Annotated in this window: 19 protein-coding genes and 2 tRNA genes; 12 read left to right on the top strand and 9 right to left on the bottom strand. The window is 65.0% G+C overall.

Annotated features, from left to right (window positions below):
- The first annotated feature begins 199 nt into the window (after nucleotides 1–199).
- Genes DFP89_RS11690 through DFP89_RS11680 form a run of 3 tightly spaced genes read left to right on the top strand, consistent with a single transcriptional unit; the run spans nucleotide 200 to nucleotide 2,828 of the window.
- Nucleotides 200–1,405 carry an isochorismate synthase gene (locus DFP89_RS11690; RefSeq protein WP_114349566.1) on the top strand — a complete coding sequence of 402 codons (1,206 nt, stop codon included), beginning with the start codon at nucleotides 200–202 and terminating at the stop codon, nucleotides 1,403–1,405.
- The gene (locus DFP89_RS11685; RefSeq protein WP_114349565.1) at nucleotides 1,405–2,064 is read left to right on the top strand and encodes an isochorismatase family protein; all 660 of its coding nucleotides are present in this window, start codon (nucleotides 1,405–1,407) and stop codon (nucleotides 2,062–2,064) included. Before DFP89_RS11690 ends, DFP89_RS11685 begins: the two co-directional genes overlap by 1 nt.
- On the top strand, nucleotides 2,055–2,828 hold the full coding sequence (locus tag DFP89_RS11680; protein WP_114349564.1) for a 2,3-dihydro-2,3-dihydroxybenzoate dehydrogenase: 774 nt from the start codon (nucleotides 2,055–2,057) through the stop codon (nucleotides 2,826–2,828). The genes DFP89_RS11685 and DFP89_RS11680 overlap by 10 nt, the downstream gene beginning before the upstream one ends.
- A 39-nt stretch (nucleotides 2,829–2,867) precedes the next feature.
- Here DFP89_RS11680 and DFP89_RS11675 read toward each other — a convergent pair whose 3' ends face one another.
- The gene (locus tag DFP89_RS11675) at nucleotides 2,868–3,110 is read right to left on the bottom strand and encodes a phosphopantetheine-binding protein (RefSeq protein WP_114349563.1); all 243 of its coding nucleotides are present in this window, start codon (nucleotides 3,108–3,110) and stop codon (nucleotides 2,868–2,870) included.
- Between the two features lie 11 nt (nucleotides 3,111–3,121).
- Nucleotides 3,122–4,741, bottom strand: a complete 1,620-nt coding sequence (locus DFP89_RS11670) for a (2,3-dihydroxybenzoyl)adenylate synthase (RefSeq protein ID WP_114349609.1) — start codon at nucleotides 4,739–4,741, stop codon at nucleotides 3,122–3,124.
- Between the two features lie 153 nt (nucleotides 4,742–4,894).
- Here DFP89_RS11670 and DFP89_RS11665 point away from each other — a divergent pair, with 153 nt between their 5' ends.
- Nucleotides 4,895–6,244, top strand: a complete 1,350-nt coding sequence (locus DFP89_RS11665; RefSeq protein ID WP_114349608.1) for a condensation domain-containing protein — start codon at nucleotides 4,895–4,897, stop codon at nucleotides 6,242–6,244.
- A gap of 4 nt (nucleotides 6,245–6,248) precedes the next feature.
- On the opposite strand, the gene DFP89_RS11660 is transcribed toward DFP89_RS11665, so the two are convergent.
- Together DFP89_RS11660 and DFP89_RS11655 are read right to left on the bottom strand one after the other, a co-directional pair.
- Nucleotides 6,249–6,677 (bottom strand): hypothetical protein, encoded by a 429-nt coding sequence (locus tag DFP89_RS11660; RefSeq protein WP_114349562.1) that lies wholly within the window; start codon nucleotides 6,675–6,677, stop codon nucleotides 6,249–6,251.
- Entirely contained in the window at nucleotides 6,670–7,290 is a 621-nt protein-coding gene (locus DFP89_RS11655) for a DUF5671 domain-containing protein (protein WP_114349561.1), read from the bottom strand. Before DFP89_RS11655 ends, DFP89_RS11660 begins: the two co-directional genes overlap by 8 nt.
- Before the next feature lie 197 nt (nucleotides 7,291–7,487).
- On the opposite strand from DFP89_RS11655, the gene DFP89_RS11650 reads away from it, so the two are divergent.
- Nucleotides 7,488–7,562, top strand: a tRNA-Gly gene (locus tag DFP89_RS11650).
- 174 nt (nucleotides 7,563–7,736) lie between these two features.
- Complete coding sequence (locus tag DFP89_RS20790) at nucleotides 7,737–8,132, top strand: hypothetical protein (RefSeq protein ID WP_245948684.1); 396 nt, start codon at nucleotides 7,737–7,739, stop codon at nucleotides 8,130–8,132.
- Between the two features lie 58 nt (nucleotides 8,133–8,190).
- Here DFP89_RS20790 and ychF read toward each other — a convergent pair whose 3' ends face one another.
- The gene (gene ychF, locus DFP89_RS11640) at nucleotides 8,191–9,288 is read right to left on the bottom strand and encodes a redox-regulated ATPase YchF (protein WP_114349560.1); all 1,098 of its coding nucleotides are present in this window, start codon (nucleotides 9,286–9,288) and stop codon (nucleotides 8,191–8,193) included.
- A gap of 213 nt (nucleotides 9,289–9,501) precedes the next feature.
- On the opposite strand from ychF, the gene DFP89_RS11635 reads away from it, so the two are divergent.
- The 6 genes from DFP89_RS11635 (at nucleotide 9,502) to DFP89_RS11610 (ending at nucleotide 14,132) form a co-directional block, all read left to right on the top strand.
- Nucleotides 9,502–10,032: a hypothetical protein gene (locus DFP89_RS11635; protein ID WP_114349559.1), complete on the top strand. Its 531-nt coding sequence runs from the start codon at nucleotides 9,502–9,504 to the stop codon at nucleotides 10,030–10,032.
- A gap of 241 nt (nucleotides 10,033–10,273) precedes the next feature.
- Nucleotides 10,274–10,777: an acyloxyacyl hydrolase gene (locus DFP89_RS11630; RefSeq protein ID WP_114349558.1), complete on the top strand. Its 504-nt coding sequence runs from the start codon at nucleotides 10,274–10,276 to the stop codon at nucleotides 10,775–10,777.
- A gap of 73 nt (nucleotides 10,778–10,850) precedes the next feature.
- Nucleotides 10,851–11,648, top strand: coding sequence for a tryptophan synthase subunit alpha (trpA, locus tag DFP89_RS11625; RefSeq protein WP_114349557.1), 798 nt, complete (start codon nucleotides 10,851–10,853; stop codon nucleotides 11,646–11,648).
- A 101-nt stretch (nucleotides 11,649–11,749) separates the two neighbouring features.
- Nucleotides 11,750–12,367 (top strand): glutathione S-transferase family protein, encoded by a 618-nt coding sequence (locus tag DFP89_RS11620; RefSeq protein WP_114349556.1) that lies wholly within the window; start codon nucleotides 11,750–11,752, stop codon nucleotides 12,365–12,367.
- Between the two features lie 12 nt (nucleotides 12,368–12,379).
- A complete protein-coding gene (locus DFP89_RS11615) occupies nucleotides 12,380–13,918 on the top strand; it encodes a VOC family protein (RefSeq protein WP_114349555.1) in 1,539 nt (512 codons plus the stop codon).
- Nucleotides 13,919–14,058: 140 nt separating this feature from the next.
- Nucleotides 14,059–14,132 (top strand) — tRNA-Cys (locus tag DFP89_RS11610).
- 198 nt (nucleotides 14,133–14,330) lie between these two features.
- Here the strand turns inward: DFP89_RS11610 and DFP89_RS11605 are convergent.
- From DFP89_RS11605 to DFP89_RS11590, 4 genes are all read right to left on the bottom strand, one after another.
- A complete protein-coding gene (locus DFP89_RS11605; protein WP_114349554.1) occupies nucleotides 14,331–15,386 on the bottom strand; it encodes an acyltransferase family protein in 1,056 nt (351 codons plus the stop codon).
- A 526-nt stretch (nucleotides 15,387–15,912) separates the two neighbouring features.
- Nucleotides 15,913–16,191 (bottom strand): I78 family peptidase inhibitor, encoded by a 279-nt coding sequence (locus DFP89_RS11600; protein WP_114349606.1) that lies wholly within the window; start codon nucleotides 16,189–16,191, stop codon nucleotides 15,913–15,915.
- 11 nt (nucleotides 16,192–16,202) lie between these two features.
- Nucleotides 16,203–16,541, bottom strand: coding sequence for a hypothetical protein (locus DFP89_RS11595; protein WP_114349553.1), 339 nt, complete (start codon nucleotides 16,539–16,541; stop codon nucleotides 16,203–16,205).
- Nucleotides 16,542–16,660: 119 nt separating this feature from the next.
- Complete coding sequence (locus tag DFP89_RS11590; RefSeq protein ID WP_114349552.1) at nucleotides 16,661–17,302, bottom strand: TetR/AcrR family transcriptional regulator; 642 nt, start codon at nucleotides 17,300–17,302, stop codon at nucleotides 16,661–16,663.
- Nucleotides 17,303–17,696: the final 394 nt, after the last annotated feature.

Genomic DNA, 17,696 nt, shown 5'->3' with positions numbered 1-17,696 from the left:
TCCAGATTGCGCGCGGGCAGCCAGATCAGCCATCCGCGACCGCTTGACTGCCGGGTCGCAGGGCACGCCACCCCTGTAAAATCAATCACCGCCCCCATGCAGGAGCATTCCGCCCCAGAGACCCCGCCGCATTGCGGCGGCGATGTCTTTGGCACCCGACCGACATGGGGCTGCACCCTTTCCAGCAATGAGATAGAGCATGAACATTCGTCTCTCTGACTCCACCAGCGCAGCTGCCGCACGGCTGGACGCGCAGATCGCATTTGCGTTCAACGGCCCGGCCGGATGCGTCCTGGGCCGTGGCACGGCGGCGCAGGTCGCGCCCGGCACGGCGCGCACGCTGGCCGCGCGGATCGACGACGCCTTTGACGAGGCCGGGCCAGGCCAGATGATCGGCGGGGCGCTGCCCTTTGACCGCGCGGCGCCCGATTGCCTGTGGCTTTGCGACACCACTGCCCCCGCCCCGATCACCGCCGGCACGGAGGCGCTGGCCTTGCGGGACTGGTCGCTGACCCCCGAACCGGCGGTGCGGGACTATGCCCGCAGCGTCGCGCAGGCGCTGGAGATCATGGACGGGGAACCCGGCGCGCCCGGCGCGCTGCAAAAGCTGGTGCTGGCGCGCACGCTGATACTGCGCGCCGCAGATCCGATCCCGGTCAGCGCCCTGATGGCGCGGCTGGGCGCCGATCCCAGTGCCACCGCTTTTCGTGTGCAGCTGCCGCCTGCGCCAGATGGCCAAAGCCGACAGCTTTGCGGCGCAACGCCGGAGCTGCTGGTCGAAAAGCGTGGCGCGCGGGTGCTGTCGCATCCGCTGGCAGGATCGGCCCGGCGCCAGATCGACCCGCAGCTGGACCGCGCCGCCGCCGCCGGGCTGGAGAAATCCGGCAAGGACCACCGCGAACATGCCATGGTGGTCGAGGCGATCCTGGACACGCTGACCCCTTGGTGCCGCGATCTGCGCTGCCCCGAGGGCACGCGCGTCACCTCGACCCGCAGCATGTGGCATCTGGGCACACGGATCGAGGGGCGGCTGAAGGATGCCGAAACCCCCGCCGTGGTGCTGGCCTCGGCGCTGCATCCGACGCCGGCGGTGGGCGGCGTTCCGACCACCCGGGCCGAGGGGCTGATCAGGACGCTTGAACCCGTGGCGCGGGATTTCTATGCCGGGGCCGTCGGCTGGTGCGACGCAAGGGGCGATGGTGCCTGGTATGTCGCCATCCGCTGCGCCGAGATCAGCGGCCGGCAGGCGCGGCTTTATGCCGGGGCAGGGATCGTGCCCGGATCAGAACCGATGGCCGAGGCGGCCGAAACTGGTGCCAAGTTCGGCGCATTGCTGGCCGCGCTTGGCCTGCCCGCAGATGCCGGTCTGGCCGGTGTCCTGCGTATGGAAGAAGGAGTGAACTGATGGCCCTGCCCGGCATCGCCCCCTATGACTTGCCCCGCGAAAGCGACCTGCCCAAGGCGCGCGGGCCGTGGCAGCCCCGGCGCGACCGGCTGGCACTGCTGGTCCATGACATGCAGCGCTATTTCTGCCGCCCCTATCCTGCAGGCGCACCGCTGACCCCGGCCATCGCCAATATCGCCCGCCTGATCGCGGGCGCGCGCGCGGCGGGCGTGCCGGTCTTTTACACCGCGCAGAACGGCAACCAGTTCCGCCCCGATCGCGGTCTTCAGGCCGATCTGTGGGGCCCGGGCATGGGCGCCACCCCCGAGCATGAGGAGATCCTGCCCGATCTGGCTCCGGCACAGGGCGATATCCTGCTGGTCAAGCACCGCTACAGTGCCTTTCAGCGCTCGAATCTGGAAGCACTGATGCGCGCGCGCGGGCGCGACCAGCTGATGATCTGCGGGATTTACGCCCATATCGGCTGCCTTGCCACCGCGGTCGAGGCCTTCCAGCGCGATATCGAGACCTTTGCCGTCGCCGATGCGCAGGCCGATTTCTCGCGCGAGAAACACGACATGGCGATGGGCTGGATCGCGGCGACCTGCGGCGTGGTGCTGTCCACCGATCAGGCGGTCGCGGCGCTGGGTCCCGCCGAAAAGGTCAGATCATGCGCCTGACCGGATTTGCCGGGAAAGCCGCCATCGTCACCGGTGCGGCGGGCGGCATCGGGCAGGCGGTGACCCGCGCCCTGCTTGAGGCAGGCGCCCGCGTCACCGCCGCCGATACCGAGGCCGCGCTGGCCGCGAACCCGGCCCCGCCCGGCGTCACATCTGCGGTGCTGGATGTCCGCGACGGCGCGGCGCTTGAGGCGCTGGTGACCGAAACCGAGGCCCGGCTGGGTCCGCTGGCCCTTGGCGTCCATGCCGCCGGGATCCTGTCGATCGGGCCGCTGCTGGATCTTGCGCCCGAGGAATGGGAGCGGGTGATCGGCGTCAACACCACCGGCAGTTTCAACACCCTGCGGGCCTTTGGCCGGGCGATGGTGCGCCATGGCAGCGGCAGCATTGTCACCGTCAGTTCGAACGCGGCGGCGCTGCCGCGCATGAACATGGGCGCCTATGCGGCGTCCAAGGCCGCCGTCACGATGCTGGTGCGCTGTCTGGGGCTGGAACTGGCCGGACAGGGCGTGCGCTGCAATATCGTCGCGCCCGGCTCGACCCTGACGCCGATGCAGACCGGCATGTGGGCCGACCAGGCCGCCAATGGCGAGCGCGCGGTGATCGAGGGCAATCTGGAAAGCTATCGCACCGGCATCCCGTTGAAAAAGCTGGCGACGCCCGAGGATATCTCGGATGCGGTGATGTTTCTGCTGTCGGATCAGGCCGGCCACATCACCATGGCCGATATCTTTGTCGATGGCGGCGCGACCCTGCGCGCCTGACGGCGGATGCGGGCGCCAGACCCCGGCGCCCGCCTTTACTTAAAGCCGGGACGCGATCAGCGCCCACCAGTTGTCCAGTGTCGGCTCACGCGCCAGATCCTCAAAGCTGGCCTCGATGCCCATCTGCTTCAGCTCGGCCGAAAATGTCATCACGGCGATGGAATCCAGCCCGTAAAGGACCAGATTTTCGGCCGGGTCGATCTCGCCATCATCCTCGATCATCTTCTGGACGCGGGCCAGCAGCCAGTCGGGGCTGAGGCGGGCTTTCTCGGCGGTTTCCATGGTCGTCCTTTCTAGGCGGCGATTGTGGCCAGACTGTCGCGCAGGCGGCGCTTGTCGATCTTGCCTACCGCTGTCAGCGGCAGGTCGGGCAGAAAGCGGAAGCGGTCGGGCAGCTTGTATTCGGCCACGCCCAGATCCAGCAGGTGGCGGCGCAAAGCGGGCGGCGAAAGCTTTTCGACCCCTGCGCGCAGCACAAGAAAGGCGCAGCTTTTCTCGCCCAGCCAGGCATCAGGGGTCGCGACCAGTGCGGCATGGGTGATGTCGGGATGGCGCAGCAGCAGGTTCTCGATCTCTTCGGCAGCGATTTTTTCGCCACCCCGGTTGATCTGATCCTTGATGCGGCCGACGACGCGCAGATAGCCGCCCTGCCGCACCACCACGTCGCCAGAATGGTAAAATCCATCCGCATCAAAGGCCTGCGCGTTATGGTCGGGGCTGCGGTAATAGCCCCGGAACGTATAGGGGCCGCGTGTCGCCAGCGCGCCGGCGGTGCCGTCGGGGACGGGGCGGCCGTCCTGATCCAGCACGCGCACCTCGTCATCGGGGCTGATCGGGCGGCCCTGGGTGGTAAAGATCGTCTCGGCGCTGTCCTCGAGCCTTGTATAGTTCACCAGCCCCTCGGCCATGCCAAAGACCTGTTGCAGGCGGCAGCCCAGCAGTTCGGGGACGCGGCGCGCGGTCGCCTCGGCAAAGCTGGCCCCGCCGACCAGCATCTGGTTCAGCGTCGCCAGTTGGGCGCGGCGGGCGGGTTCCTCCTCGACCGCGCGCAGCCATAGGGCGACGGCGGGCGGGACCAGCGGCGCCATGGTCACGCCCTCGCGCGCGATCAGGTCGAAACAGGTCTGCGGCTCGGGGCTGGGCGCCATGACGACGGTGCCGCCGGCATGGAACACCCCCAGCGCCCCGGGCGAGCTGAGCGTGAAATTATGCCCCGCCGGCAGCGCGCAGAGAAACCGCGTCTGCGCGGTCACGGCGCAGATCTCGGCGCTGGCGCGGATGCTGTAATCGTAATCGTTATGGGTGCGCGGGATCAGCTTGGGCGTGCCGGTGCTGCCCCCCGAAAGCTGGAAGAAGGCGACCTGATCGGCGGGGGTCGGGCCGGCGCCCTCGGGCAGATCGGCGCCCGGCTCAAGCCAATGGTTCAGGCTGTGCGCGGATGCGTCCTCGTCCAGCAGCAGCAGGGTCTGGACCCCGCCAGCGCGCAATTCATCGGCGAAGGCGTCGTCGCGAAACAGCTCATGCCCGCGCGCGGCGATGACAAGGCGCGGCTTGATCTGGGCGGCATAGGCGGCCAGCTCCAGCCGGCGATGGCTGTAAAGTGCATTCACCGGCACCACGCCAATGCGCAGCAGCGCGAAAAAGACAATGTAGAATTCGGCCACATTCGGCAGCTGCACCAGCGCCGTATCGCCATGCCCCAGCCCCGCCTGCGCCAGCCGCCCCGCCAGATTGCGCGACAGCCGGTCCAGATCGGCATAGCTCAGCCGCCGGTCGCCGCAGACCAGCGCCTCGGCCATCGGCCTGATCGCCATCTGCGCGTCCAGGATCCCGGTCAGCGGCTGGTCGATCCAATATCCGGCCTTGCGATAGCGCGCGGCCAGTTCCTGCGGCCAGGGGCTGAATTCGATCATGGGCATACCCTTATTCCGTGTCGTGCCCCGCCCGGCATCTTGACCCGGCAGGATAGTTTAGTATTTTTATCTGGAATATTTCCCCAAGGCAAGCCGGACACAACCCGAAGGATGTCCGGCGCCTTGCCTTTCTCAGATATCCGGACCCTCGACATGACCCAATACCAGCCCGATGCCCACTGGATGCCGCTGACGCTGGCGCAGCTGGATTTCTGGGAGGAATTCTGCCTGCATCCCGACACCGCCGTCTCGACCGTGGCGCATGTGATCGAGCTGCGCGGCGTCACCCATCCCGGCGCGCTGCGCCGCGCGATCGAGACGACCATCGCCGAGACCGACATCACCGCGCTGCGCTTTTCGCTGGGCGCCGACGGCCAGCCGCGCCAGCGAATCGATCCCGGCCGCCGTCCGCCCCTGAGGCGCATGGTTTTTGACCGGCACGAGGACGGGCGCGCGCGGGCCTTTGCGATGATGCAGGCCGATGTGGACGCGCCCCTTGACCTGCTGACCCGGCCCATCGCCGCGCAATGGCTGATCCGGCTGGGCGAGGGGCATTACCTGTGGTTCAATCGCGGCCATCACATCGCGCTGGACGGTTACGGCATGGCGCTGGTCGAGCGGCGCTGCGCCGCACTGTATGCGGCATTGACGCAGGGCACCGATCCGGGGCCGCCGCTGCGCCCGCTGGCCGATTACCTGAACGAGGAAACCGATTACCGCGCCAGCCCCCGCCATACCGCCGACGGCCAGCATTGGGCCGGGGTTCTGGCCAGCGTGCCCCGGCTGCACGTGTTGAAAAAGGGCTCGGAGAACTATCCGACCGAGGCCTTTGAGGCCGGACATGACCTGTCGGCGCTGCGCGCGGCGCTGATGCAGCAGACGCAGCTGGCAGGGATCGGCTGGCCGGACCTGCTGACGGCGCTTTGCGCGATCTGGGCGGGCCTCAGCCTTGCCGATGGCTCGGCCGCGCGCCGGCCCGATGCCGATGGCCGCATCGCGATGCCGGTCTGGCTGCCCTACATGAGCCGCATGGGCAGCGTCAGCGTGGCGGTGCCGGCGCTGGTGGTGAACATCCTGCCTCTGGCCGTCGATCTGCACCCCGACGAGACGCTGGAGGCGGTGCTGACCCGGCTGGGCACCAGCCTGCGCAAACTGCGCCGCCATGGCCGTTACCGGATCGAGCAGATCGCCCAGGATTCCGGCGTCGGCGCGCAAAGCCGGTTCTTCTTTTCGCCGCTGATCAACGTCCTGCCCTTTGACGAGGCGCATTTTCCGGGATGCGTGGCCAGGCGCGAAGTGCTGTCGAACGGACCGGGTGACGGCTTCAACATCACCATCCGCAGCGACGGGCAGGCCGAGGGGCTGGAGTTGCTGATCGAGGCCGATCCGGCTCTGACCCCCGGCGCGGATTTCGCCCGGCTGGCCGACAGTCTGCCGCGTTTCCTGAGCCGGGCGCTGGCCGGGGCCGCGCTGTCCCGGCCGCTGCGCGAATTGCTGGGCTGAGGCGCTATTCCTGATAGGGAATCGTTGCCGCCGCCCCCGATTGCGGCGACAGGACATTCAGCCGGCCGATACAGCCCTCGGCGTCGCGCCCCCATGGGCCGCGCGCCACCGGGGGCGGCGTCTCGAAATCGGCGCAAAGCCGATAGCTGCGCGGGCCGATGCGCTCATAGCGATAGGGCCGGCCGGTATAGGGGTCGTCCAGCGCCGATTTCCAGTCACATTGCGGCGTCGCGGCCAGCCTGTCGGGCAACTGGCCGCGATTGGTTGCGGCAAGGCAATCGACCAACCCGGCCAGCGTGCCCAGGTCATTTTCGCGCTGCTGATCGCGGCGCTCCATGCGGGCCTGCCCGGGGCCGCCGGTCAGCGCAAGCCCCGCACCGACTGCAATGGCGGCAACGGCGACCAGCGCCATGGTGGCCCAGCCCTTAGTCATTCAGCTCATCCCGGTAATAGGCAAAGACCAATGCGGCGATCCCCGCGACCAGCACCGCCTTGGCGGCGAAACGGGTGGTCAATTCGCCGCTGAGCAGCGCATAGACGACATAGATCCCGTCCCCCAGAAGCACCAAAGCCGCCACCAGCAGCGTGATCGAGGCGAACCATTTGCGCACCAGGGACCGCCGCCGCCCGCCATCGTTCTGTGCCATGGCCGCGACCTTGCGGTTCAGGAACAGAAACAGCGGCGCAAAGACGATCAGCGCCGCGATGGGCCAGCGCAATGCGGCATTGGCCGGATGATACAGAAGCTCGGTCGGATCGGGGATCAGCCGGTCCAGCACCTCCATCCCCAGATCGGTGATGTTCCAGGCAACCGTGCCCAAGGACAGGAACAACAGCCCGTAAAGCAGCGCCTCGGTCGCCGAGGCATAGGGGCGCGGGCGCGGCACCGGCGGCAGGCCGGGCGCCGCCTGCCAGCCATGCAGCGCCTCGGCGATTTCGGGCGCGGACCAGCCGGCCTCGGTCAGGGCCTGCGCGATCTGGTCGTGGTCGCCGCCCTGCGCCATGGCGTCGCGGACGAATTCTGAAAGCTGGTCGGCCGGTTTCATGGCATCCCCTTTTTGCACGCGCAGAATCCGCCAGCACCGATCCGGGGTCAAGCGCGATGCAGCGCCGGACCCGCCCCAACCCGCCTTAAACCCGAAAGGTAAAAATTTTCTCCACGCGCCGCATTTTCCGCTTGCGCCCCCCCGCATCGTCCCATAAATGACCCGTCACCGGAGGCCGAGAGGCACCGGGATGGAGTGCGGGCGTAGCTCAGGGGTAGAGCATAACCTTGCCAAGGTTAGGGTCGTGAGTTCGAATCTCATCGCCCGCTCCAAAATCTTCCCGATTGGGACAGCGAAAAGCGGCCTAAGGGCCGCTTTCGGCTTTTCCGGGCCCCGGCAGGCGTCAAAGCCGGATCGGCATGAAACCGCCGCCCTCGCGAAAGCGTTGCTACCTAGTTCCAAGTCGCAGCGTTATGACGCATCAAGTTCCGAATCTGGAGAATCCGATGAAACGCTCATTCAGGGCTGCGCTGATCTTTGCGATTGCGACAAGCGTTGCAATGCCTGCCCTTGCAGATAGCGATCGCAAAAAGCATCACCGCAAGGAGCACCACCGCGAACACCGCGAGGATTACAGCCGGCATGGCGACTATCGCGGCTGCCCGCCCGGCCTGGCCAAAAAGCGCAACGGCTGCCAGCCGCCCGGCCATGCGAAGAAATACTATCGCCGGGGTGACGTGCTTTACGGCGACTATTACCGCGTGCGCGATTATGACCGCTATGATCTCGAGCGGCGTGACAACTGGGACTATTACCGCGACGACGACCGCATCTATCGCGTCGACAGCAACACCCGCAAAATCCTTGCAGTGATCAACCTGATCGACGCCTTCTCGAACTGAGCGATACGAAAAGGGGCGGGAAATCCCGCCCCGTTTGCTTGCTGCCCCCTGCGCCTGCTCAGGCGTTGAACAGGAAATGCAGCACGTCGCCGTCCTTGACCTGATAGGTCTTGCCCTCGACGCGGAACTTGCCCGCCTCACGCGCGCCAGCCTCGCCCTTGTAGGTGACGTAATCGTCATAGGCGACGGTCTCGGCACGGATGAAGCCACGCTCGAAATCGCCATGGATAACGCCCGCCGCCTGCGGGGCCAGCGTGCCGTGATGGATGGTCCAGGCGCGGGCCTCTTTCGGGCCGACGGTGAAATAGGTGTCCAGACCCAGCAGCTTGTAGCCTTCGCGGATCAGGCGATCGAGACCCGCCTCGTGCAGGCCCATTTCCTCAAGGAACATGGTTGCCTCATCGGCGGGAAGCTGGCTGATCTCTTCCTCGATCTTGGCCGAGATGACGACCTGACCGGCGCCCTGCGCCTTGGCCATTTCGGCCACGCGGTCGGACTGGCTGTTGCCGGTCGCGGCCTTGTCCTCTTCGACATTGCAGACGAACAAGACCGGCTTGGCGGTCAGCAGTTGCAGCATCTCCCACGCTTTCTGGTCGTCGGCGTCCACCTTGACGGTGCGCGCGGGCTTGCCCGATTCCAGCGCCGCCTGCGCGGCCTTGAGCAGACGCTCCTGCGCCACGGCTTCCTTGTCGCCGCCCTTCAGCTTGCGCTGGATATTGGCCAGCCGGCGCTCGACCGATTCCAGATCGGCGATCATCAGTTCGGTCTCGATGGTCTCGGCATCGGCGATGGGATCGACGCGGCCCTCGACATGGGTGACATCGCCGTCTTCAAAGCAGCGCAGCACATGGGCGATGGCGTCCACCTCGCGGATATTGGCAAGGAACTGGTTGCCAAGCCCCTCGCCCTTGCTCGCGCCCTTCACCAGACCGGCAATATCGACAAAGGTGATGCGGGTCGGGATGATCTGCTTGCTGCCCGCGATCTCGGCCAGCTTGTCCAGACGCGGATCGGGGACTGCAACCTCGCCCACATTCGGCTCGATGGTGCAGAACGGAAAGTTCGCTGCCTGCGCGGCGGCGGTTTTCGTCAGCGCGTTGAACAAGGTCGATTTGCCGACATTCGGCAGCCCGACAATTCCCATGCGAAAGCCCATGATCCGTTCCCCGCGATTTTCGGACAAATGAAGAATGCGCAGCTAATAAGCATCACCCGGCCCCGGCGCAAGCCACGCAGGCGGAACTTGGCGCGACGGCTGCGACCAAGCGCCGCAACGGGGGAACAAAACCAGCGGCGGACTGTTGCGGATGAGCTTGCGGAAAACGGCAAATCCCTGCCGCGCCGCCAGCTTCATTTTCAGGAGAAAATCATGATGAATTTCAGGACGTTCCTTCTGACTTCCGCTGTGACACTGATTTCCACCACAGCATTCGCCGAGGTCCTGTCGCCCGGCACCGACACTTTTGCCGAAGTTGGCAAAGAGGGCCCCTGGACCATCTATGCCGATGGCAACCGTAGATCCTGCCTGATCGAGGGCACGGATGGCGCCGGCACCGTGGTCCAGATGGGCCTGATCAGCGACAAGACGCTGGGCTATGTCGGCGTCTTCACGCCCACCGATGCCGGGCTTGGCAAGGGCGGCGATCAGACCATCACCATCGAGGTGAACGGCCACGCCTATTCCGGCACCGCCACGATGCGCGAACACGGCCTGGCCGATGGCTATCAGGGCGGCTATTTCCTGGCCAACAACCCGCAATTCATCGAGGACATGATGGCCGGGCAAAAGATGATCGCCTTTTCCGACAAGTCCGGCAAAGGGGTCGAGGTTGACCTGACCGGCAGCCGCGCCGCCATCGAGGCGGCAAGTTCCTGCACCGCACAACTTTCGGCCCAATAAAGGCGGCGCAGGTCCCGCCGCGCCATGCGTTCGGCCCGCGGCGCGCTTGCGGGCCGGGCGTTTCCGGTGTCGCCATCATCGCATGACCGTGATCCCCCGGAAAAATTCGCGCATACAGATCAAGAGCTTGGAAACTCTCTTGGTTTACGTCACGGAACATGAACCGAGCCTTGCCTAAATACCTGTTCATACACAGGTTTGCCTACCTCGAGATGAATCCAACAATCAGAGGCGTATTGTCATGAAATACGTATTGGCTCTGGCCGCCTTTGCGGCCCTTGCAGGCCATTCGGCGGCTGCATCCGCGAATGAGCTGGTGATCGGGCTGGGGCGCTCGGATTACAGCGACAACCATGCCGAAAACCGGCTGTTCGGCACGGTCGAGTATCACGCCTCGCCCTTTGCGACCTATCGGGGCTTTGATTTCGGCCTTGGCGGCATCGGGCAATGGGGCAGCGGTGGCAGCTATTTCCTTGGCGGTGGTCTGGTCGTCACCCGCGACCTTGGCGACCGCTGGTTCGTCGAGTTCAGCGAGATGCCCGGCTTTTACCATGCCGGCGACAATGATCACGATCTGGGCCATGATCTGGAGTTCCGCAGCCAGCTTGCACTGGGATATCACCTGAACGAGGACTGGTCTGCCTCGGCAGCCGTTGCGCATATCTCGAATGCCGATCTTGGCGACGACAATCCGGGCGCAAATTTCGGCTTCCTGCGCCTGCATCGCAATCTGGGCAGCCACTGAGCCTGCGCGTCGGCAATTGCGCTGGCCCGCGCTTTCCGGCTAGACCGGCAAGGATCTGCCCGGGAGGTGACGCATGACCAGGATCGAGACCAAGTTCGCAGCCCTTGCCGCCGAAAAGCGCAAGGCCTTCGTCGCCTATATGATGGGCTGCGACCCGGATTTCGACCGCTCGCTTGAGATCATGCGCGGCATGCCCGGTGCGGGCGTGGACATCATCGAACTGGGCATGCCCTTTACCGATCCGATGGCCGACGGGCCGACGATTCAGGCCGCTGGCCAGCGGGCGCTGGCCGCCGGTGGCAGCGTCAGCCGCGTCTTCGAGATGGTGCGCGCATTCCGCCAGTCCGACGCCACCACCCCCATCGTGCTGATGGGCTATTACAACCCGATCTATGCCCGCGAGGGCGGGGTCGACCGCTTTCTGGCCGAGGCAGTCGCGGCGGGCGTCGACGGGCTGATCGTCGTCGACCTGCCCCCCGAGGAAGACAGCGAACTGTGCCTGCCCGCCAATCGCGCCGGCATGAACTTCATCCGGCTGGCGACGCCCACCACCGATGACGCGCGCCTGCCCGCCGTGGTGCGCAACACCAGCGGCTTTGTCTATTACGTCTCGGTCACCGGCATCACCGGCGGCCCCGCCGCCAATGCCGCCGAGGTCGCCCCCGAGGTCGCCCGCATCCGCGCGAGCGCCGGCCTGCCGGTCGTGGTGGGCTTTGGCATCTCGACCCCCGAGGCCGCAGAGGCGGTGGCAAGCGTCGCCGATGGCTGCGTCGTCGGCTCGGCCATCGTCAAGCTGATCGGCGAAGGCCGCCCCGTGGCAGAGGTCCTCGATTTCGTCGCCGCCTTGGCCAAGGGCGCGCATAGAGCCTGAGCCATCTTCGTTCGGTTGCACAGAACACGGCGTTTCCGCTCTTGCCTTTGGGCGGGCGGCGGACCTGTATTAGATGTGTTGCGTGACCGACGGAGATTGTTATGCCCAAGCTGCTTTACCATGTCGGCGCCTGTTCGCTGGCGCCGCATATCGTGCTGGAATGGACCGGTGCCCCCTATGAGGCGCAATCGGTCGAATATGGATCGGCCGAGCTTTTCGCGCTGAACCCCTCGGGTGCGGTTCCGACCCTGATCGAGGACGATGGCTGGATCCTGACCCAGGCTGGCGCCATCCTGCATTATCTGGCGCACAAGCATCCCGCGGCCGATCTGGCCGGCGAAGACACCCCCCGCGGCGCCGCCGAACTGGACCGCTGGTCCAGCTTTTTCACCGGCGACCTGCATCCCAGCTTTTACCCGGTCTTTACGCCCCAGCGCTATACGACCAGCCGCGAACAGGCCGATCTTGACGCCGTGCGCGAGGCCGGCCGCAAGCTGGTGCGCCGGCAACTGGGCATCCTGAACGCCCAGCTTGAGGGCAAGGACTGGGTCCTCGGCAAGCGCTCGGTGATCGACGCCTATGCCTGCCCGATGCTGCGTTGGGCGATCAAGATGCTGCCCGAGAAACTGGGCGACTGGCCCAACGTGCAGGCGCTGCACGACCGTCTGGCCGCCGACCCGGCCGTCAAAACCGTTCTGGCCCGCGAAGAGGCCAAGTAAGGAGTATCCGCGATGTCCACCGGCATCCATCACGTCACCGGCATCACCCGCCGGGTGCAGGCCAATGTCGATTTCTATGTGGGCTTTCTGGGCCTGCGGCTGGTCAAGCGCACGGGCGGCTATGAGGATGCCGAACAGTTGCACCTGTTCTATGGCGATGCGCTTGGCTCGCCCGGCTCGGTCGTCACCTTCCTTGTGTGGGAAGATGGCGCGCCGGGCCGCGTGGGCCATGGCCAGGTCGCCGAGATCGCATTGGCGGTGCCGCCCGAAAGCATCGGCGAATGGCTGACCCGCGCCATGACCGCCCGCGTGCCCGTTCAGGGCCCCAGCCGCGAATTCGGCGAAACCGTGCTGCGGCTGAAGGACCCTGACGGGGTGACCGTCAAGCTGGTCGGCCTTGACATGCCCGCAGCCGCCCCCCTGCCCGACCCGATCGCGCCGACGCGGCTGCGTTCGGTGACGCTGTTTACCGAAAAGCCCGACGAGACCCGCGACTTTCTGGCCCGTTTTGGCTATGCTGAACAGGCAAGCGAGGGCGCGATCCGGCGTGTGGCGTCAGACACCGACGTGATCGACATTCGCGACGCGACCGGGTTCTTTGGCGGAATTCCGGGCACGGGCGTTCTGGATCACGTCGCCTTCCGGGCGACGGATGTCGATGCCGTGCGGCAGATGCGGCTGGCCTTGAAGGGCACGGACGCGACCAGCGTCCACGACCGGAAATATTTCCTGTCGCTTTATGTCCGCGAGCCGGCCGGTATCCTGCTGGAATATGCCACTGACACGCCCGGATTCACCGTGGACGAGTCTGCCGCCGATCTGGGCCAGACCCTGTTCGTTCCGCCCCATGACGCGGCCCGCGCCGAAGATCTGCGCGTGATCCTGCCGCAATTCGCCCTGCCGGGCGAGGAAAGGACCCCGATGCGTGATCTGCATTTCATCCATCGTTTCCACCGGCCCGAGGCGCCGGATGGAAGCACGATCATCCTGCTGCACGGCACCGGCGGCAACGAGTCCGACCTGATGCCGCTGGCCCATCGCCTTGCGCCCAACGCGACGCTTTTGGGCGTGCGCGGCCGCTCGACCGAGGAAGGCATCAACCGCTGGTTCCGCCGCTATGACGCGACGACCTATGATCAGGCCGATATCCGCGCCGAGGCCGAGGCCTTTGCCGCCTTTGTCACGGATGCCAGCCGCGCCTATGGTCTGGACCCGGCGCGAATGACCGTTCTGGGCTATTCGAACGGCGCCAACCTAATCGGCGCGATCCTGCAGCTTTACCCCGATGCCGCGCAGCAGGCGATCCTGTTGCGCGGTCTGCAAGTGCTTGAGGACGCGCCGCAGCTTGCGCCCGACGCGCTGGCCGGCCATCGCGTGCTGATGCTGAACGGCGCGCGCGATCCCTTTGCCGGAATGGCTCCGGCGCTGGAACAGGCATTGCGCCGGGGCGGGGCCGATCTGGACAGCCAGATGCTGGCTGCCGGGCACGAACTCTCTGCCGAGGACCTGACGCGCGCCGGCGCATGGCTGGCCGCCGAGCCGGTCGCCTGACTGAACGCACAAGACGTGCTGCGGCCTGATATTCTGGCCGCAGCAGATCCGCACCCGGCCAATTTTGATTGCGTCCCGGCGGGGTGACAGCCTTGCGCCGGGCGCGAGAACAGGCTAAATCGCGGCGAAGCTACGGCAACGGCGGGTTGGCGGAGAGGTTACGCAGCGGATTGCAAATCCGTGAAGACCGGTTCGATTCCGGTACCCGCCTCCATCTCTCCCAGATCGCCAGATCACAGCCGCGCTTTGAAATCTGAAGAGCTTTCATTTTGGCGAACGGCGCCTCGACCGTCATCGGCAAAAGACAGGCATGGGCGCCTGCTTGCCCTGTCCGCATCGCAATCCGCGCCGCGATATGCCCGGGCGTGAAGCGAAAATCCTGGCAGCGCTCCCGCACCGCCAGGATCCGATCTCAGGCCGGATGAGCCGCCGGCACGTCGCGAATGGCAGGCTTGTCGCGCATCCCCAGCACAAGCAGCCGCGTCGCTGACCAGCGCTTTGCCAGGATCTGCAGCACTACGGGGAAGGCAATCCCCGCGGCAGTTCCGATCAGCACCTGCAGCCATGGCGACGAGAACCCAGCGGCCTCCATCGCCCGGCGCGCCCCGGAGGTCGCAAAGATATGGTAAAGATAGATGGTCAGCGAATAGGCCCCCAGCCATTGCAGCCAGCCAAGCCGCGGCAGCAGCAGGAAGGCCGTGACGCATGTTCCGGCACCAAAAAGCAGACTTTGCAGGTCAAGCCGCTGCGCGGAGAACGCGCCGGTCTGCATCAGCACATTGATGTTCATCGCCAGGCCCGCCGCCATGGCTGCCAATGCCACGACAAGCACGGCCCGGCGATTCTCGGCCACGAAACCGAATTGACGAATGAAGACAATGCCGAGCAGGAAATAGAACAGCAGCTGGGTCAGATGGTTCATTCCCATGATATCCGTCTTCAGCCCATATCCAAAGGCGACGGCCAGCCCCGAGATGATCAGCGCAGGCATCAGAACCCGGCCATGCGTCAGGATATCAAGCGTGCCGTAGACCAGAAAGATCACCAGCATGGCCTGCAGGAACCAGTAAATGGCATAGTCCCGGAAATAGGGGTCCCAAGGGTGCTCGATAACGCCATCGGGCGTGTTCATGATCTTGGACATCAGCACGAACAGGGTGATCGCGGTGATGCCGGGCAGCGCGAGGCGCCGGAACTTGCCAGCAAGGAAACTGCCTAGCTTTTCAACCTTGACCGGCCGAAGCGCATAGACTGCCCCGGCGATGAAGGCAAAAAGCGGCATGCGGATGTCGATCAGCAGATCAGCATAGTAGCGAAGCGGGTGCGGGTATTGAAGCGCAAGCCCACGCCCATTCTCGGGGCCACCGATGACGTGAAAGCTGACAAGCACCAGGATTGCTATGGCGCGGACGGTCTCAATTGGCAGGTGCCGCAGGCTCTCGGCACGACCGAGCGAAAATTTCGGCATGAAACATGCTCCATCGACTCGTTAAAAATAAACTCAAAAACTGGCCGATCTATTTGTGCAGCGATCCACAGCCGTCAAGACCGCAATCTGGCCCCTCGCGGCGGGATGTCGTCCTGGTCGGCAGTGCAGCGCCCCAACCAGATGTCGTGATCGACGGTCGGCGAGCGGCACAAGACGCCCCCTCAAGGGATTGTCATTCTTGCAACCCTAACATGAATCCGCGATCTGAAGCCGGTCGAATTTATATTATTCACGCTTGTGTATTCAACTTTTAGCTGATCGAAATCGAGTCATGTCGCGCAACGTCGTGGTAGAAGGAATCTGCCTTGTCCTGCTTGCGAGACGCTCGGCAAACCGGCTTCGCTGTCCCGAAAACCCTGTATTCCGGTCCCGGCTCCGGCTTGAGGACTAGGCAGGAAATGGCTCAAAGATGCCTGCCCACAGGGCAGTCATTCGCCGGTCATATCATCTGGGACACTCGGCGCCGGCAGGCGAAGGGGCGCGGATCCTGCCGCGCCCGCCCTGCTCAGTAACAGGCGACTTTCGCGATTCGGCCGTCAGCGCCGATCTCGAAGTTCATCCGCGTCTCGCGATAATCCGCGGTGACGGCATCGCGCGGGCCGATAACGCGCGTGCCCTCGGGCAGTTTCATGTCGCGCAGAAGCGCGTCGGACTGGCCGATCAGCCCCTGCAAGCGCGCAGCACCGCAGGCGTCCGTCGCTGGCGGCGTGGCCGGCACGTCGGGCTGGGACCAGCTGCATGCGCCAAGCCCGCCAAGCGCACAAACGATCAGCAGCTTTTTCATGTCCGGCCCGATCAGCCGCAATCGATGTTCTGGATGTTGCCGGCCGCATCGAGGCGGAAGACGATGCGCAGCGGGTCGTATTCCTGCGGCTCGATGCCGCGATACTCGACCACGCGATATTCGCGCTTGATGCCCAGCGTCGGAATGATCGTGCCCGACTGACCCAGCGCCGAGACATAATCCTTGGCGTGGCAGGCGTCCGGCTCGCGCGATTGCAGCCCGCTGATACCGGCAACCGGAGAGACTGGAGCCGGCGCCACTGCCGGGGCAGGTTCAGGCGCGGACTGATAGGACGGCGTGCAGGCCGTCAATGCGGCAAGGGCTAGAAAAGCGATCAGGGCTCGGGTCATCGGGCGGTCATCCAGTTGAACATTTTTCTGTCGCCGCATCATAGGGCTGTGCGCTGGAAATGAGAAGCCGGGCCGGCAGTCTATCTGCCAATCATTTCCAGAGGACGGGCCCGGCGCAGCTAATCCGCCGGGCTCGGACGCTTGCCGCGCGTCCCGTAATAGGCCAGGAACATGTCGACGGCGCTGCGGTTGACCTTGCGCAGCATTTCCTTGTCGATCGATTGTGTGCCAAGAAACAGCGCCCGGTCATGGACGGTCACGCTGGCAAGCTCGATCAGCTGATCGGCCGCAAGCTCCAGGTCAGCGATCCTCAGCTCTCCGCGCCGGATGCATTTTTCCAGATAGTTGATCAGTTGCTGGCGCAGCAGGACCGGGCCGGATTCGTAATATTCCTGAGCAAGCGAGGGAAACCGCTCGGCCTCGCCGACGCTGACGCGGTAGATGCGCAGCCCGAATTCCGAGATCATATGCGCGGACACGATCTGCACGATGAACGGCAATACCTGCTCGACCGGCAGGTCCACCTCGATCAGGGCGCTGGCATCGGCGGCCTCGCGCGCCAGTTCATTGCGGAAAACCTCCATGAACATGACGCGCTTGTCGGGGAAATAGCTGTAAAGCGTTGCCTTGGACACGCCCGCCTCGCGGGCGATATCATCGACCGCCGCACCTTCGAAACCATCGCGAAGGAAAATCGTCCGGGCACCTTCAAGAACCTGAAGGAATTTTCGCCCGCGCGTCACCGGAAGAGCCTTCGGCATCCGTGAATACCCCCTTACCTACCTCGCAACATGCCCTTCAACCGAGGGCAGCACTCATACACAGCAACGCCGAAACCATCCGAACCAAATTGTTCATAAAACCAATTTCGGTCGTTGCAAAGCCTCAGCACAATCAAGATCAATATGTCTTAAAAGCCACCTATGGATTGCACCTGTTGTCGCTGCCTGTTCAATGGGCAAAGTTGGCGCAGCCCGGCATGATGACGATATGGCCACGTTTTCAGCAGATTTTCGGCACGTTTTCGCCTATATGGGGTCATTGCTGCCTGCAAGGCGTACAAGTTGTGCGAAATGATTGCGGCATCCAGCCTCGCAGACCGGCACGGCAGACGGATAGTTTCGACCGTGAGCCGCACCACCGACAGGCGAGTCG

The organism is Paracoccus lutimaris (assembly GCF_003337565.1).
Lineage (GTDB): Bacteria > Pseudomonadota > Alphaproteobacteria > Rhodobacterales > Rhodobacteraceae > Paracoccus > Paracoccus lutimaris.
This window is presented reverse-complemented; position numbering and strand designations above follow the sequence as displayed.

Coding starts and splice junctions, on each gene's coding strand:
- DFP89_RS11655 (WP_114349561.1), bottom strand. CDS start 7,290: ATGAAACCGGCCGACCAGCTTTCAGAATTCGTCCGCGACGCCATGGCG.
- DFP89_RS11665 (WP_114349608.1), top strand. CDS start 4,895: ATGACCCAATACCAGCCCGATGCCCACTGGATGCCGCTGACGCTGGCG.
- DFP89_RS11600 (WP_114349606.1), bottom strand. CDS start 16,191: ATGAAAAAGCTGCTGATCGTTTGTGCGCTTGGCGGGCTTGGCGCATGC.
- DFP89_RS11675 (WP_114349563.1), bottom strand. CDS start 3,110: ATGGAAACCGCCGAGAAAGCCCGCCTCAGCCCCGACTGGCTGCTGGCC.
- DFP89_RS11615 (WP_114349555.1), top strand. CDS start 12,380: ATGTCCACCGGCATCCATCACGTCACCGGCATCACCCGCCGGGTGCAG.
- DFP89_RS11690 (WP_114349566.1), top strand. CDS start 200: ATGAACATTCGTCTCTCTGACTCCACCAGCGCAGCTGCCGCACGGCTG.
- DFP89_RS11680 (WP_114349564.1), top strand. CDS start 2,055: ATGCGCCTGACCGGATTTGCCGGGAAAGCCGCCATCGTCACCGGTGCG.
- DFP89_RS11660 (WP_114349562.1), bottom strand. CDS start 6,677: ATGACTAAGGGCTGGGCCACCATGGCGCTGGTCGCCGTTGCCGCCATT.
- DFP89_RS11685 (WP_114349565.1), top strand. CDS start 1,405: ATGGCCCTGCCCGGCATCGCCCCCTATGACTTGCCCCGCGAAAGCGAC.
- DFP89_RS11605 (WP_114349554.1), bottom strand. CDS start 15,386: ATGCCGAAATTTTCGCTCGGTCGTGCCGAGAGCCTGCGGCACCTGCCA.
- DFP89_RS11620 (WP_114349556.1), top strand. CDS start 11,750: ATGCCCAAGCTGCTTTACCATGTCGGCGCCTGTTCGCTGGCGCCGCAT.
- DFP89_RS11670 (WP_114349609.1), bottom strand. CDS start 4,741: ATGATCGAATTCAGCCCCTGGCCGCAGGAACTGGCCGCGCGCTATCGC.
- trpA (WP_114349557.1), top strand. CDS start 10,851: ATGACCAGGATCGAGACCAAGTTCGCAGCCCTTGCCGCCGAAAAGCGC.
- ychF (WP_114349560.1), bottom strand. CDS start 9,288: ATGGGCTTTCGCATGGGAATTGTCGGGCTGCCGAATGTCGGCAAATCG.
- DFP89_RS11590 (WP_114349552.1), bottom strand. CDS start 17,302: ATGCCGAAGGCTCTTCCGGTGACGCGCGGGCGAAAATTCCTTCAGGTT.
- DFP89_RS11630 (WP_114349558.1), top strand. CDS start 10,274: ATGAAATACGTATTGGCTCTGGCCGCCTTTGCGGCCCTTGCAGGCCAT.
- DFP89_RS11595 (WP_114349553.1), bottom strand. CDS start 16,541: ATGACCCGAGCCCTGATCGCTTTTCTAGCCCTTGCCGCATTGACGGCC.
- DFP89_RS11635 (WP_114349559.1), top strand. CDS start 9,502: ATGATGAATTTCAGGACGTTCCTTCTGACTTCCGCTGTGACACTGATT.
- DFP89_RS20790 (WP_245948684.1), top strand. CDS start 7,737: ATGAAACGCTCATTCAGGGCTGCGCTGATCTTTGCGATTGCGACAAGC.